The organism is Pelatocladus sp. BLCC-F211 (assembly GCF_041928655.1).
Classification (GTDB): Bacteria; Cyanobacteriota; Cyanobacteriia; order Cyanobacteriales; family Nostocaceae; genus Pelatocladus.
The window spans coordinates 1-14,655 of the sequence record NZ_JBHFLM010000115.1 but is presented as its reverse complement, the minus strand read 5'-3'; the positions used below and the strand labels follow the sequence as shown (position 1 = coordinate 14,655).

Sequence of the window (14,655 nt, the reverse complement as noted above, 5' to 3'; positions counted from 1 at the left end):
TTTCTTAGTGTCCTTTGTGTCCTACCCTGCGCTTCGACACTCCCTGTCTACTTGCACGCCTGTCGCTAACGCGCCTACCAAAGGTAGCCGAGTAAAGCGCGTCTATGTGGTTAGTTTTTTCATGATTTTGCGTAAGTCCTACCTATTTGATCTAGATTTATGAAATTTTAAACGCACAAATCCCCAACTTTTCTAAGAAATTGAGGATTTGTATATAAGACATATTTTGGTATAAATATCATCTTAAGAGCGTCCCACCAAAGGGAAGTCAAAAGTCTTTTGAATTGCTTTTTCCTCTTCTCCCCCTTCCCTTGTCCCCCTTCCCTTGTCTCTCTTCCAATTACCTGGTTCTAGTCACACAAATGCTGATTTTACCACCAAAGTCTGGGATGGGTGCAGCAGGTTTACTGAGGGTGACTTGAACTTGCGTCAGGCGATCGCACTCTTGCAAAATAGAATCTGCAATTACAGCTACCAATCTTTCAATCAAAGCAAACTTTGAGGTTTTAATTAGATGTTGAACCAAATTAATCACTTGACGGTAGTCTACAGTATCTGCGATCGCATCAGTTTTGGCTGCTGAGGTGAGATCCAACCATAACTTCACATCCACCTCAAACCATTGTCCTAGCACCTGTTCCTCTGGTAGATACCCAGTGTAGCCATAAGCACGAATTCCCGTAACATCAATACAGTCCATATAAAAATAAAAGAGTGAATTTTGCCTATAGGATTGTAAAACAAGTCATATATTGTTGATGGTTGGTCAATGGTCATTTGTCATCGGGGAAAGGGGAACAGGGAACAGGGAACAGGGAACAGGAAAGAGAAATTCCCCTTTGTCTCCCTTGTCCTCCTTGTCCCCGATTCCCGATTCCCGATCCCCGATCCCCAATCCCCGATCCCCGATTCCCGATTCCATCATGCTAATTGGTTTCCGAAATACAAATGAACTTTGGGCTACCGTGTTGACACAGACATTGCAGCACTTGGGGTTAACAACTGCTGTAATTTGTCCTGGTTCGCGTTCCACACCATTAGCAGTCGCTTTTGCCCAAAAAACACCAGAAATTGATGTTATTTCGATTCTCGATGAACGTTCCGCAGCTTTTTTTGCGTTAGGAAGAGCGAAAGCAACAGGATTACCCACAGCTATTGTTTGTACCTCCGGGACGGCGGGGGCGAATTTTTATCCAGCAGTCATTGAGGCGAAACAAACTCGTGTACCACTGCTACTTTTAACCGCCGACAGACCACCAGAGTTACGAGATTGCCACTCTGGACAAACCATAGACCAGTTAAAACTATATGGCAATTACCCCAACTGGCAAACAGAATTAGCTGTACCTGTAGCAGATATGGGGATGCTAGCCTATCTACGGCAAACAATGGTTTATGCTTGGGAACGATCGCTCTATCCTGTTCCTGGCCCTGTACACCTAAATATACCGTTTCGCGACCCCCTCGCACCAATTCCTGAAGCAAATGTAGATAGGCAAAATTTTGCGTCTTTACAGTCAGAATTTCATCCAGAAGAATTTTTTGGTAACATCACACAATTCTCTCCACCACTCCATTTTCCTCTCACCCCATCTCTTCCCCTTGATGATTGGCAAAACTGTGAACGGGGAATAATTATAGCCGGAGTCGCCCAACCACAACAGCAACAGGAATATTGTCAAGCGATCGCCCAACTTGCCCAAACCTTACAATTTCCAGTCTTAGCCGAAGGATTATCTCCTGTCAGAAATCATGCTAGTATTAATCCTCACATTATTTCTACTTATGACCTGATATTGCGGAATCAGCAACTAGCAACACAGCTGACACCAGAAATAGTAATTCAAATCGGTGAAATGCCCACTAGTCCAGTACTGCGTAATTGGCTAAAAACCACTGCTGCTAGACGTTGGGTGATAGACTCCAGTGACCAAAATCTTGATCCTCTCCACGCTCGGACAGTTCATTTACGCCTGAGTGTAGAACAACTGAATGAAATATTTAACTCATTTTCTGTGTCACCACGTCCCCACGTTGATGTATTTTCTTATCTCGAACTATGGACTCAACTAGAGGCAAAAGTTAGAACAACAGTTGATCATACTTTTAAAAATATAGACGATTTATTAGAAAGTAAAATTGCTTGGTTACTTTCCCAAACTTTACCGCCAGAAACACCTTTATTTATTGCCAATAGTATGCCTGTGCGAGATGTAGAATATTTTTGGCAACCCAATCACTCTGGTATACGACCCTTTTTTAACCGAGGTGCAAATGGCATAGATGGGACATTATCTACTGCTTTAGGAATTGCCCATCGTCATCAAAGCAGCGTTATGTTAACTGGAGATTTGGCATTATTGCATGATACAAATGCCTTTTTAATCAGAAATAAATTTGTTGGACATTTAACAATTATATTAGTGAACAATAATGGTGGCGGCATTTTTGAAATGTTACCTATTGCTAAATTTGAACCACCATTTGAAGAATTTTTTGCCACACCCCAAGATATTGATTTTGCCCAATTATGTGCTACCTATGGCGTGGAACATGAATTGATTACTAACTGGCAACAATTGCAAACAAAATTAAACCCCCTACCTACCAGTGGCATTAGGGTGTTAGAGTTACGAACAAATCGCAAATTAGACACCAAATGGCGACAGGAAAATTTGGGTAAGTTTGCTAAATATTAAAATTTTTGGTAAGGTGCGTTGTCGTTTGCACAACGCACCTTACAACTTGTTATGCCAAATTTTAGTTTTTTATCACAAAACATCTACGTATTAAAATTTTTACAATTTTTAATGTCAAAATTACAGACGTGTTCATTAAAATCTTTGATAGCAAAAAGCTTTAATACTATGTAATAATTATGTCTAGTATGTCCTGTATAACCAGAAGCCTATGCTAATGGAGGGGTAACTTATTGCATGATCTCTTAAAAGATTGTGATGATTACTCAAAGTAATTTTTTCTATTGTTGATTACTGGCAAAATAATTTATAAAGTTCATAAATTGAGCTTTTTGAGATATTTTTTTGTAATTTATATCTATGGAAGAAACAGTTCACGACAACTTTTTCAAGAATTTTACCGTAGTAACAGCAACTATATCTGCTGCAAATTATCTTCCTGAAACTTCAGGAATTTATGCTTTATATCATGCGTTTGATTTTTTAGAAAACAATTTATCTGACTATATAGATACTCGTATAAAAAATACAGTATTTAAAACAAAGTTTTCTGAGACAGATAATAAAAGTAAGTTCATTGTCGATACTTGTGGAGAGCCAGTTGGTTTGTCTCAAAAAATGGATCAATTTATCAAAGCTATTTCTCAGCCTAAAGAACGAAGAATCTTAAAAAATCTCCTAATCTCATGTAGCATCCTCCAACGACCAGATTACATTGGCACTGCAAGCAACTTGAGAGATAGATTTCTTCAGCATTTGGAGCGAGACGATGGTTTTTTCTCAAAGTACGCAAACTTAAGACCCAATGATGAATTTTTATTCATTTGTTTACCTTGCCCAAAAAACATTTCTAGAGAGTTAGAAAGTTTATTAATTCAACTATGTCAGCCTAAGTTTAATACACAGAGGAGTTAGAAAATGGAATTAGATAATCAGTCTCCAGAGACTATTGAATATAAGGCAATCAGTGGTGAGTTTGGTGAGGTTAGGTACTTTATAACAACTCTTGACCAAAGTGATGCAGTTGAAAACATTAGATTTGCTGATGAAATTCAAGGCAGTTGGAGTTTCTCTGAACGAGTTCAGAGAAAATTAGATGAAAACAGAGCAAATACAGAAATATTTTCTTACCTAGCGCAGGGTGGAATTCGCTTTTTTAATTCAATTGTAGTCGTACTTTTACCCAACTCGAATGAGCAAAGAGAGTTTTGGGACTTTTCTACAGTTAGTAGTCAGGGAAAAAAGGTCGAGAAATGGGTCAATTTAAAGTTATATAAGAACGTAGCTAGAATTGTAATTGATGGTCAACATAGACTTCTTTCATTAAAGAGATATTGGAATGTACATACTGGAAAAGAGTCTTTAACCCTTCAACAAAAAACAGAAAATTACAATTGCTCTGAAACCTTTGACATACCAGTCGTTTATCTAGTATTTGGTAATCTTGGTAGGGTTGGTCATGCAGACTTAAGCGAAACTGTAAGAGATGAGATAATCAAAGCAACTCGCAATATATTTACAGTTATAAACAAGACTGCAAAATCAATAGATAAACAAACTCAACTATTGCTTGATGACAGTAAAATATCAGCATTCATTCCTAGAAAACTTTTAGAGGAAGGAGTACTTGAAGATAGATTTGTTAAATGGTCTTCCAAATCAAGAAGCTTAAATCAATCAGAACCTTACCTAACGACTCTAGATTTGGTGAGCCAATGTACTATTGAACTATTGAAAGATTATCCCAAGCAAGCTTTAAAAAAATCATTCAATTCACCAACTGAGCGTAATATGGCTCTGGAAACTTATTACGAGTCTCATCCTAAACTTTCTGAAATAGGCACAAAAGCATTGCTTAAGTGGTTTTTTACTGAACTTCAGCCATTCAAGGACTGGGTATCACAGATTAACTACGTAGGTATAAATATTCCTATTCAACCGGAGCAACCTCGATTAAGTACAAGCCAAAAAGCAAGTATAAAGAAATTACGAGATTCCAGCATTTTGTATACTGTTCTAGGACAAAAAATTCTTTTTTTTGCTGTCTCAAGGTTTTTGCTCAGGATAAGTGCAGAGTATCGTATCCCAGCAATTCTTAATGCCATCTCGCTTAGTATTACTAAAATGGATAAAGATGGCTTTTTCAGCCGAGATCAATCTCATTGGTCTAATGTTCTAGTGCGAACCAATGAAAACCGAACCATAATAACTACGGGATCTGGAGATGAGAAATGTATAGAACTTGTCAGAATGATATTGTCTAACTCCTCTGATGGTGTGAGGGAATTGATAAAACGTACTAAAGATGATGTCAGTAACGAGGTCAACTGGAATGAAACTTTGATTTCCAATTGGAGAAAAGAGTTTCATGTGATATTACCTGAAGTTGAATTCATTGATGAGCAGATAAAGCAATCTTCTGAATCAGATGACTCCTTTGCTGAAGTTCGAGATTTGCTTGATTCTTCTGAGGATGACGAAGAGGAATCTGATGAAATTGAAGATGATGAGGATATTTTTCAAGAAATTGAGGAAGTAAGAGACTAAGCTGTGCAACTACATAAGCAACCTCACTCGTGCAGTATCAGCAATGAGGTTGATCTGGCATCTAAATATTTGGGATGTTTGGGATTATGGTGCGTTGCGCTTTGCGACAACGCACCCTACGGGATGGATGCTTGATTTACGACTCAGAAACCAAAGTTTGCTGGGTCAAAGGTATGCTGATGATGCTTGTCGCCAGATTAGGGTTAGTATTGCGACAACGATTAATGACAGATTGAGTATGCGATCGCTTTCCGAGTTACAGACATTTTTTAACTTTTGACTTGTTACGCTACCAACCACCAACAATCAACAATCAATATTTTTAAAATGCGAGAACTTTATCCACCAATTGAGCCTTATAACGAAGGCAAATTACAAGTCTCAGACATCCATACTATTTATTTTGAAGAGTCTGGTAATCCCCAAGGGAAACCGATTGTTTTACTACATGGTGGCCCTGGTGGAGGTTGTCCACCATTTTATCGCCAATATTTTCATCCAGAAAAATGGCGATTGATTATGTTTGATCAACGCGGTTGTGGAAAAAGTACACCCCATGCTGAACTGCGAGAAAATACCACATGGGATTTAGTCAATGATATTGAAAAACTGCGAGAACATTTAGGTATTGAAAAATGGGTTGTCTTTGGTGGTAGTTGGGGAAGTAATCTTTCATTAGCCTACAGTGAAACTCATCCTCAACGCTGTAGTGGGCTAATTTTGCGTGGCATTTTTATGCTACGGCAAAAAGAATTACGCTGGTTCTATCAAGAGGGAGCAAGTTATATTTTTCCTGATGCTTGGGAAGAGTATCTTAAACCAATTCCTGTAGCAGAACGTGGCGATTTGCTAACAGCATATTACCAACGCTTGACAAGTCCAGATATGCAAATTAGGCTAGAAGCTGCCCGTGCTTGGTCAATTTGGGAAGCAAGTACTAGCAGATTATTCCCAGATCCAGAGTTAATGGAAAAGTTTGGTGAAAATGAATTTGCCGATGCTTTTGCACGAATTGAGTGTCATTATTTTATCAACAAAGGTTTTTTTGAACCAGAAGATTATTTACTTTTAAATGTTGAACGCATCCGTAAAATTCCAGCAGTAATTGTACAAGGGCGTTATGATGTAGTTTGCCCGATGATATCAGCTTGGGAATTACATCGCGCCTGGCCAGAAGCAGAATTTATTGTTATTCCTGATGCAGGACATTCAATGAGTGAACCAGGAATTACGAGTGCTTTGATTGCTGCAACAGATAAGTTTGCTTGTTTGTAGGGAACGGGAAACGGGGAACAGGGAACAGGGAACGGGGAACAGAAAAAAATCTGTGTAAAAGCGCTGCAAGCTAACTCACCAGAGCGATCGCTCTGGTGCAAAAACGGCATACACTTTTGATGGTGAAGTTGACATCAAGAGGTTGCCGTGACTGAATTTTTGTTTGTAACTGATTTAGATCATACTCTGGTAGGCGATGATCAAGCGCTGTTGGTATTAAACGATCGCCTGCAAAAACATCGTCAAGAACATGGTACAAAGATTGTTTATGCTACAGGGCGATCGCCTGTTCTGTACCGCGAACTTCAACAAGAAAAAAATCTTCTCAAACCTGATGGCTTGATTTTATCTGTGGGAACAGAAATATACTTGGATGGTAGCGATCGCCCGGACTCAACTTGGGCAACAATACTTTCACCGGGATGGGAAAGAGATTTGGTATTATCTATAACTGCGGATTTTTCTGAGTTAAAACTACAGCCAGATTCGGAACAGCGTCCTTTTAAAGTGAGTTTTTTTCTAGAACAGGAGGTATCTGTAACTGTTTTACCAAAACTAGAGTCGGAGTTGCTCAAATCTAATTTAAATGTAAAGTTAATCTACAGCAGTGGTATAGACCTTGACATTGTGCCTCGCAGGAGCGATAAAGGTCAGGCAGTACAGTTTCTTCGCCAAAAATGGAAATTTGTAGCAGAACAAACTGTTGTCTGTGGTGATTCTGGTAATGATATTGCTTTATTCGCAACAGGCAATGAACGAGGGATTATAGTTGGGAATGCTCGTGATGAGTTACTCCAGTGGCACAATGAAAATCCCGCTAACCACCGCTATTTGGCACAAAATGCCTGTGCAGGTGGTATACTTGAAGGTTTAACTTATTTTGGATTGATAGAATAAAATGATTAGTTATCTCAAAGGCATCGTTGCTGGCATTCAAAAACATAGTGGAAATCGCCATATCCTGACTCTCGAAGTCAACGGAATTGGTTACGATTTACAAATTCCGGCGCGGTTAGCACAGCAGCTACCAGAATCGGGAGGTGAAGTACAAGTATTTACCCATTACCAAATTCGCGAGGAAGTACCGTTTCTGTACGGTTTTGGTTCCCCAGCAGAGCGGGATGTATTTCGTCATTTGCTGAGTGTGAGTGGAATTGGTGCGGCTTTAGCGATCGCCTTACTCGACACTTTGGAACTCCCAGAATTAGTCCAGACGATTATTACTGCTAATATCCAATTGTTGATTCAAGCGCCTGGTGTCGGCAAAAAAACCGCAGAACGCATTTGTTTAGAACTGAAAAGCAAATTAATCGAATGGCGCAAAACAGCAGGCTTTTTCGTCGCTACAGGCGGCCCAGCACCAGGAATTCTCGAAGAAGTGCAAATGACTCTCCTCGCCTTGGGTTACACCCCCAACGAAGTTAGCCACGCCTTACACGTAGTCAGTGAAGACATTGGACTACCAAAAGACGCACACCTAGAAGAATGGCTCAGACAAGCGATCGCCCATCTTAGTAGTAGTGAATGTAGTTATTAGTCATTGGTCAATGGTCATTTGTCAATGGTCAATGGTCAAGAATTATTCTTATTATTTAGTTATTATTTAGTTATTCGTTTTATTTAGTTTTATTCCTTCCAATCCCCATTACCTCTTATTCCCAGAAGGAACCCCACCTGCCCCTTATCCCCAAAGGGGACCCCTACCTTCCCCAATCGCCGATGCTTACAAAAGTCAAACAATGCACTTCTGAAAACAGGCGATCATTATTTACTTTCCCTGTAGTAACTTCCGTCTTCTTTGCAGCAACATCCGTCTTGACGTTTGCGTGTTTCGCGCAGCCTGTAGCAGTTTCCGTCTTGACCGAAAATCAAAGGGATAACATATATTCCCGCGATCGCACATATCCACAGAACTATATAATTTGAGGCATTGTTGCTACATTATTTTTTGAGGCTTGGATAAACTTGAACGTAAATATAGGACTTACAAGCTTTTAAATTGTATAACTTTTTTATCCTTTTACAATTAGTTAGTTTTCCCCCTTTTCCCCAATCCCCAATGTCCGATCCCTACGCTTGGATAGAACAATCTCTGGCAACAATTCACCGTGCAGACTGGTATCGTTCGGTACAAACAATAAACGGTTGCTGTGGTGCGACGGTATTATTGGAAGGACAGGAGGTAATCAATTTTGCTAGTAATGATTACTTGGGATTAGCTAGTGATCCACGTTTGATTGCGGCGGCGACTGCTGCTGTCCAAGAATTTGGTACAGGTAGTACTGGTTCGCGATTACTCAGTGGACACAGGGAATTACACAGAGAACTAGAAAGAGCGATCGCATCTCTGAAGCAAACAGAAGACGCTATAGTCTTTAGTTCAGGATATCTAGCAAATTTGGGTGCAATTACAGCTTTAGTAGGGAAGCGAGATTTAATATTAGCTGACCAGTATAATCACTCCAGCCTCAGAAATGGAGCAATTCTCAGTGGTGCAGCAATTTTTGAATATCCTCACTGTGATGTGGAAGCTGTGAAAACCGAATTAAAGCGATCGCGTCAAAATTATCGACGCTGTTTAATCGCAACAGATAGCGTCTTTAGTATGGATGGAGATTTGTGTCCTTTACCTGCACTGGTAAATCTGGCAGAAGAATTTAGCTGTATGCTACTAGTCGATGAAGCTCATGGTACTGGAGTTCTAGGAAAAACAGGTGCAGGGTGCGTTGAGTATTTCGGCTGTACTGGTAAGCAATTAGTACAAATGGGAACATTGAGTAAAGCTTTGGGTAGCTTAGGCGGATATATTGCTGGAAGTGCAAGCCTAATTGACTATTTACGAAATCGCGCCTCAAGTTGGATCTATACTACTGCTCTTTCACCCGCAGATACAGCCGCAGCCTTAACAGCAATTAATATAGTTAAACAAGAACCACAACGCCGCGCTCAATTATGGAAAAATGTCGATTACTTAAAAAAGTTAATTCAACAACATTTACCTAATCTCAAATTACTCCCTTCAGAATCACCGATTATTTGCTTACAATTTGCGAGCGCCAAAGACGCACTCCAAGCAGCAAAGCAACTCAAATCTGCTAGTATATTTGCTCCTGCGATTCGTCCTCCTACCGTTCCTACAAGTAGAATCCGAATTTCTCTCATGGCAACTCATGATCAAAAACATATTGAAAAATTAGTAGAAGTACTAAAATATCGATCAACAAGCTTTTAAGCTTCTCCTTCTTTAAGCAACACTAACCGCCCTTCCTTATATGCTTGTCGTAAAGCGATCGCTTCTGACACTATTTGTTGTGCAGTTAATCCTTCAGAATCCATCATCTTTTGTAGAGTGACACCTGTGTGTTCATACTCAGAATGAATCGGTGGAATTTGACAATAGCGTCCACCATTCTTTGTTCGTCGCCAGATACTCGGTTTTTCAGGTTTTGATTGTCTGGGAGTGCGCCGTTGCTTAACTAAGGAACGTACAGCTTCTTGGGTAATTGTAGTTATATCTAACAAAGCATCTATAACTGGCTTATATTTATTACTATTGTTTGCTAACTGATAGACAGTCAATGGCTCAACTTGTGCTAAATCCTGGGGCGAAAACTTACTAAATACCGCAGCAATTTTCAGATATTTTTTTTCCTCACCTTTCCAGCCCTGGTCAATTAGTAGTTTTTTATACTCTTTTTGGGAAAGCTTCTGTTTTTGGTCGGCTAACCAAAAAGCATGATGCAAAATTGTTTTGGTGACATCAGCAAGCGAAAGCACTTGAAATTTTTCACCAGCAACGCTGTTGGAGTCATTTGCTTTTTCTTCAACGTATTTCCCAAACTCTGATAAAGCAATTACACTCTGTACTTGTGTCATCATAATATTGACCTGATAAAAACTTACTGGTACGCACAATAAATCCATCGCCTTTAGTCACCAGAAAATCACACAGGCGATCGCATTCATGAGGTGCTAATCAATTGAGTAGTGGCTACCCGTACACGCACCATCACCTTCAAGTAATGAAAGTTTGAAAATAAATTTATTATCTAGAACAATTGTACTATATATAGGCAAAGAAAAAACCCCAGTAATACCCAAATTTTGGGTAAGCTGATGAAAGTTTTATACACTAGACCTCTTGTAAAAGTTTGTAGTGAGGACTTTAGTCCTCAATGAGCGTAGCGCGGTAGCGTACCCTACCCTACAGAGCCGCTACCGCGTCTACACTACAAACCCACTAGATACCAAACATTAATAATTGACTATAAATACAGAAGGACTATATCTAAAAAAATACAGGTGTATGATTGCACTATTCTTGAATGCGATCGCTATATTATTTAATGGCGATCGCCAAGCACAAAATCTCAGAAAAGGTAAATCTACAGTGAGTTCAATCAAGTTCAATCATTGATCAAATTCAATGTTTTTGCTAAACAAATTATTTGTTATTATCATAAATATTAAATACGTCAAGTGATATACATCAAAATATATTAAGTTGTATCTATCATCACAAGATTACTTGACACTGAATCATTGCTAAATAAATCTATAGATAGATACAAAGGTTTTGTAATCAAATTAATATTTGTCTTGGAAGAAGAGAAACATTTAAGTCATACCTCACTCTGCCCCTTAAGGATAAAATCGCTCCTTTCGGGGTATTTATTCTTATCAATAAACCAAGATTAATGATAAATTTCCATAACCTTATTTGTTTCTGTGTTTGCCAAAAATTCCCATATAACAACTGTTTGCTATTGGAAATTCAAATAAAATTAAGATTAATGAAAATGGACACTTCAACCAATAAGTTAATTAATTAACATCAGCTAAACTTCTAACTAAAGGAATAAGTTAAGCGGAAATTTTATCTAATGAATAGTAAATTGATAATGCCACCTAAATTTAACAAAAATCAGGTTGTATATTTGATTGGTGGTGTGGGCATAATCTTACAAATCTTGAAACATCGGCGTACTCAAATAACGCTCCCCAAAAGAAGGTTGAATCACCACAATCAACTTCCCAGCATTTTCCCGGCGCTTGGCTACTTGTATCGCCGCACACAAATTTGCACCCGAAGAAATACCAGATAATAAACCTTCTTCCCTCGCCAAACGTCGCCCAAATGCGATCGCTTCTTCATCACTGACTGCGATCACTTCATTTATTAAATCTGTGCGGAGAACTTCAGGAATAAAACCCGCGCCAATACCTTGAATTTTATGTGATCCTGGTTCTCCACCAGAAATGACAGGACTATTTTTTGGTTCAACTGCGATCGCTTGAAAACTCGGTTTACGTGTTTGAATCACTTCAGCAATACCCGTAATTGTTCCGCCAGTACCCACCCCAGCGACAACAATATCTACTTGTCCATCTGTATCTGTCCAAATTTCTTCGGCGGTGGTTTCGCGGTGAATTTTGGGGTTGGCTGGATTGCGGAACTGTTGCAGCATATAAGCATTGGGAGTATTAGCCACAATTTCTTCGGCTTTGCGAATTGCTCCCAGCATTCCTTCTGTTCCTGGCGTCAACTCCACAGCCGCACCATAAGCTTTTAACATCGCCCGTCGTTCTATACTCATAGTTTCAGGCATAGTCAAAATTAAACCATAACCACGCGCCGCCGCTACCATCGCCAGTCCAATTCCCGTGTTTCCAGATGTTGGCTCTACTAAAATACTTTTTCCTGGTGCAATCAATCCAGCAATTTCTGCTGCTGTAATCATACTTGCAGCAATCCGATCTTTCACAGAAGCAGCCGGATTCATTCCTTCGAGCTTAATCACAATTCTGCCCACACATCCCTCAGTTTGGGGAATTTTATTCAGTTGAACTAACGGAGTACGTCCAATTAATTCAGTAACATCACCAGCAATTCGCATGAATAAAGCTCCTAATTGGGGATTGGGGATCGGGGATCGGGGATCGGGGATAAGGGAAGGGAGACAAGGGAGACACGGGAGAATTATTTAACAAGTCTCTTCCCAATGACCAATGACAAATGACCAATGACCAACAATCTTAAAAGTGAATTTAGTTTATTTCTGTAATTTTTAATGATAGTTTTAATTTTTTGTGCCAAAATTCTTAAAAATAAAATTATATAATGTTTCTATATTTTTAATGTTCATCCAATGTATATTTACTTAGTAATATTTTCTGGAAAATCTGACTTTTTTATTACTAAAATTTTGCACAATTTTCAATAGTTTGAGGGTGAGTACTAGCCATCAAAATTAAATTCAGAGTTTTGGCTTTTGATTTTTGACTCTTGAGCTTTGATTTCCATAAATAGTGATTGAGTACATCAATTCCAGCACCTTAGCTGAAAAATGCGAGTCCCTATACCTCAAAATACTAGTACCCATACCCCAAAAAATTTTTTGAATACTGCTGCGATGGGAATTATCAGCTTTGAGTACAAACTTAATTAATTTAATAATCTTGATCCGGCTGCAAACAACTGTTCTCGACTAAGCCAGCTGCTATAAAACCTATAGGATTTACGCAGAGATTCCCCTCTACCCCCCCCTGCAAAGGGGGGGACTTCTTAAGCCCTCACATCTACAAGCAAGATGAACTAAAATATGAGCGGCTTTGAATGTGTAAGTTCTCTGACAAATATTCAGTTTTGTCCAACAATAGTTACTATAGTTACTATTTAATTCCTGCTGATTATCAGTTTTCACATTTGTAAGTTCATTGATAACTGATAATTGATAACTTGATAGGGCTTAACTTTTGGGTGTTCATACCTTAATTATTATACAGGGTAAATCAAGACAAAAAGGTACCGTCTCACCGGGTGCATACTGCCTAGCAAGGGAGAGCCAAAATGAGACTACAAATTTCCAAATTTCTCATTGTTTGTTTACTGACTTTAATAGTGCTTTCACCTGAGCTAGTAGTGTTGAGTGTGGTTTGGGAGCAGCATATGCAGCTAGTCGAAATACAGCATTTAAGTTGTAAAGTAGAGCAAATACAAGCAGGTGTATTTAGTATCTTTGGCAACCAAAATACTAATTTATTAACTCTTGAACAAGACTGTCAAAATTTTGCTCAAGATGCAGCTACCATTAAACTTTTTGACGCCAATTTTCTGCATATCTTGCTCACTCCTACTCGACTATATAAAGTTGTTGATTGCTTGAAATGGTTCTTTTTGTTATTACCTATAGGTTTGGGAATATTCTCTTTTTTATATGACAGGTATCTTGTTTATCGCGCTACAGTTTTTCAACAACAAGTAGATAAGCTAGAAAGGTTATGGCAAGAAAGTATCGAACAATAAGGAACGCGCAATAAAATATGACAATTACGGAAGAACGCCAAAATCTATACTTTGATTTGATTGATCAGTTACTTAGCTGTCCTAATGGTCAGGAACCAGAAGTTTTAGAAACTCATCCAGAATTACTTGATGCTGGTTTTATACAAACAATACTACAAGTTGCTGCTGTATTTGCACATCAAGGTAATGATGAAGGAGCAAAGTTTTTAATTCATATTGCGCGTGAATTATCGAAACAACTAGGGTTATATCCTGAAATTCCTGAAGTACCAGCTAAGGAGTAAAGATGTTATTGACTGCAACTGACGCAGGACAAATCGCTTTAGAATTTCTGATGGCTGAGTGGAATGTTCTAGAAGCAGATAGAGAGTGGTTTGTCATTGTGAATTCTCGTCTGATTGGCATGAGTTGGTACATTGTAGAAATAGCCATAGAGGGATTTCCTGATCGATGGTATATGCAAGTTTATGACACTGGAGAATGTGATCCAGACTATACATTTATTTCTCCGATTCGCGGTTCAGAAGGATACGCTGATCTGACAGATTTACCAAGATTGGTAGCTGAGGTATTAGTGTCAGAACGTAATTTTCGCTAATCAGTAGGAATCAAAAATCAAATATTTTATATATTGCTTGTGTGTTGTTCTGTTTGTGACGAAATTTTTGATTTCTCACAAACTTTTCTTGTAACCGTTCAGGGGGTAGAAGAGAGATAGCCAAAAATGAAGCTCAAAATCTGATAAATTAAGTGGAATGGAACACAAGTGCGCCAATCAGCTAGAGCAGATATCCCAGGAAGATTGGGGAAGAACTCCAAACAGCGTCA

General features: G+C 38.8%; 14 protein-coding genes. 11 read left to right on the top strand and 3 right to left on the bottom strand.

Going from position 1 to position 14,655, the window contains the following annotated elements:
* Nucleotides 1-340 precede the first annotated feature (340 nt).
* Complete coding sequence (gene folB, locus ACE1AT_RS14150) at nt 341-700, bottom strand: dihydroneopterin aldolase (protein WP_374869314.1); 360 nt, start codon at nt 698-700, stop codon at nt 341-343.
* Between the two features lie 223 nt (nt 701-923).
* Here folB and menD point away from each other — a divergent pair, with 223 nt between their 5' ends.
* The 8 genes from menD (at nt 924) to bioF (ending at nt 9,753) form a co-directional block, all read left to right on the top strand.
* Nucleotides 924-2,699 (top strand): 2-succinyl-5-enolpyruvyl-6-hydroxy-3-cyclohexene-1-carboxylic-acid synthase, encoded by a 1,776-nt coding sequence (gene menD / locus ACE1AT_RS14145; RefSeq protein ID WP_374869312.1) that lies wholly within the window; start codon nt 924-926, stop codon nt 2,697-2,699.
* A gap of 360 nt (nt 2,700-3,059) precedes the next feature.
* Nucleotides 3,060-3,614, top strand: coding sequence for a GIY-YIG nuclease family protein (locus ACE1AT_RS14140; RefSeq protein WP_374869310.1), 555 nt, complete (start codon nt 3,060-3,062; stop codon nt 3,612-3,614).
* Nucleotides 3,615-3,617: 3 nt separating this feature from the next.
* Nucleotides 3,618-5,246, top strand: a complete 1,629-nt coding sequence (locus ACE1AT_RS14135; RefSeq protein ID WP_374869308.1) for a DNA sulfur modification protein DndB — start codon at nt 3,618-3,620, stop codon at nt 5,244-5,246.
* Between the two features lie 43 nt (nt 5,247-5,289).
* Entirely contained in the window at nt 5,290-5,526 is a 237-nt protein-coding gene (locus ACE1AT_RS14130; RefSeq protein WP_374869306.1) for a hypothetical protein, read from the top strand.
* 47 nt (nt 5,527-5,573) lie between these two features.
* Nucleotides 5,574-6,521: a prolyl aminopeptidase gene (pip, locus tag ACE1AT_RS14125; protein WP_374869304.1), complete on the top strand. Its 948-nt coding sequence runs from the start codon at nt 5,574-5,576 to the stop codon at nt 6,519-6,521.
* 147 nt (nt 6,522-6,668) lie between these two features.
* A complete protein-coding gene (locus ACE1AT_RS14120; protein ID WP_374869302.1) occupies nt 6,669-7,418 on the top strand; it encodes a sucrose-phosphate phosphatase in 750 nt (249 codons plus the stop codon).
* 1 nt (nt 7,419) lies between these two features.
* Nucleotides 7,420-8,058, top strand: coding sequence for a Holliday junction branch migration protein RuvA (gene ruvA, locus ACE1AT_RS14115; RefSeq protein ID WP_374869300.1), 639 nt, complete (start codon nt 7,420-7,422; stop codon nt 8,056-8,058).
* Nucleotides 8,059-8,580: 522 nt separating this feature from the next.
* Nucleotides 8,581-9,753: an 8-amino-7-oxononanoate synthase gene (gene bioF / locus ACE1AT_RS14110; protein ID WP_374869298.1), complete on the top strand. Its 1,173-nt coding sequence runs from the start codon at nt 8,581-8,583 to the stop codon at nt 9,751-9,753.
* On the opposite strand, the gene ACE1AT_RS14105 is transcribed toward bioF, so the two are convergent.
* A complete protein-coding gene (locus ACE1AT_RS14105) occupies nt 9,750-10,400 on the bottom strand; it encodes a hypothetical protein (protein ID WP_374869296.1) in 651 nt (216 codons plus the stop codon). The genes bioF and ACE1AT_RS14105 overlap by 4 nt on opposite strands.
* Before the next feature lie 1,082 nt (nt 10,401-11,482).
* On the bottom strand, nt 11,483-12,418 hold the full coding sequence (cysK, locus tag ACE1AT_RS14100; RefSeq protein ID WP_374869294.1) for a cysteine synthase A: 936 nt from the start codon (nt 12,416-12,418) through the stop codon (nt 11,483-11,485).
* A 953-nt stretch (nt 12,419-13,371) separates the two neighbouring features.
* On the opposite strand from cysK, the gene ACE1AT_RS14095 reads away from it, so the two are divergent.
* The 3 genes from ACE1AT_RS14095 to ACE1AT_RS14085 are packed head-to-tail and all read left to right on the top strand — an operon-like array spanning nt 13,372 to nt 14,425.
* The gene (locus tag ACE1AT_RS14095; protein WP_374869292.1) at nt 13,372-13,827 is read left to right on the top strand and encodes a hypothetical protein; all 456 of its coding nucleotides are present in this window, start codon (nt 13,372-13,374) and stop codon (nt 13,825-13,827) included.
* Between the two features lie 17 nt (nt 13,828-13,844).
* On the top strand, nt 13,845-14,111 hold the full coding sequence (locus tag ACE1AT_RS14090) for a hypothetical protein (protein ID WP_374869290.1): 267 nt from the start codon (nt 13,845-13,847) through the stop codon (nt 14,109-14,111).
* Between the two features lie 2 nt (nt 14,112-14,113).
* Nucleotides 14,114-14,425, top strand: a complete 312-nt coding sequence (locus ACE1AT_RS14085) for a hypothetical protein (RefSeq protein ID WP_374869288.1) — start codon at nt 14,114-14,116, stop codon at nt 14,423-14,425.
* The last annotated feature ends 230 nt before the right edge of the window (nt 14,426-14,655 follow it).

Excerpts from the sequence above, each read along its gene's own strand:
- ACE1AT_RS14135 (WP_374869308.1), top strand. The coding sequence starts at position 3,618 with ATGGAATTAGATAATCAGTCTCCAGAGACTATTGAATATAAGGCAATC.
- ACE1AT_RS14105 (WP_374869296.1), bottom strand. The coding sequence starts at position 10,400 with ATGATGACACAAGTACAGAGTGTAATTGCTTTATCAGAGTTTGGGAAA.
- menD (WP_374869312.1), top strand. The coding sequence starts at position 924 with ATGCTAATTGGTTTCCGAAATACAAATGAACTTTGGGCTACCGTGTTG.
- folB (WP_374869314.1), bottom strand. The coding sequence starts at position 700 with ATGGACTGTATTGATGTTACGGGAATTCGTGCTTATGGCTACACTGGG.
- ACE1AT_RS14140 (WP_374869310.1), top strand. The coding sequence starts at position 3,060 with ATGGAAGAAACAGTTCACGACAACTTTTTCAAGAATTTTACCGTAGTA.
- bioF (WP_374869298.1), top strand. The coding sequence starts at position 8,581 with ATGTCCGATCCCTACGCTTGGATAGAACAATCTCTGGCAACAATTCAC.
- cysK (WP_374869294.1), bottom strand. The coding sequence starts at position 12,418 with ATGCGAATTGCTGGTGATGTTACTGAATTAATTGGACGTACTCCGTTA.
- ruvA (WP_374869300.1), top strand. The coding sequence starts at position 7,420 with ATGATTAGTTATCTCAAAGGCATCGTTGCTGGCATTCAAAAACATAGT.
- ACE1AT_RS14095 (WP_374869292.1), top strand. The coding sequence starts at position 13,372 with ATGAGACTACAAATTTCCAAATTTCTCATTGTTTGTTTACTGACTTTA.
- ACE1AT_RS14130 (WP_374869306.1), top strand. The coding sequence starts at position 5,290 with ATGAGGTTGATCTGGCATCTAAATATTTGGGATGTTTGGGATTATGGT.
- ACE1AT_RS14090 (WP_374869290.1), top strand. The coding sequence starts at position 13,845 with ATGACAATTACGGAAGAACGCCAAAATCTATACTTTGATTTGATTGAT.
- ACE1AT_RS14085 (WP_374869288.1), top strand. The coding sequence starts at position 14,114 with ATGTTATTGACTGCAACTGACGCAGGACAAATCGCTTTAGAATTTCTG.
- pip (WP_374869304.1), top strand. The coding sequence starts at position 5,574 with ATGCGAGAACTTTATCCACCAATTGAGCCTTATAACGAAGGCAAATTA.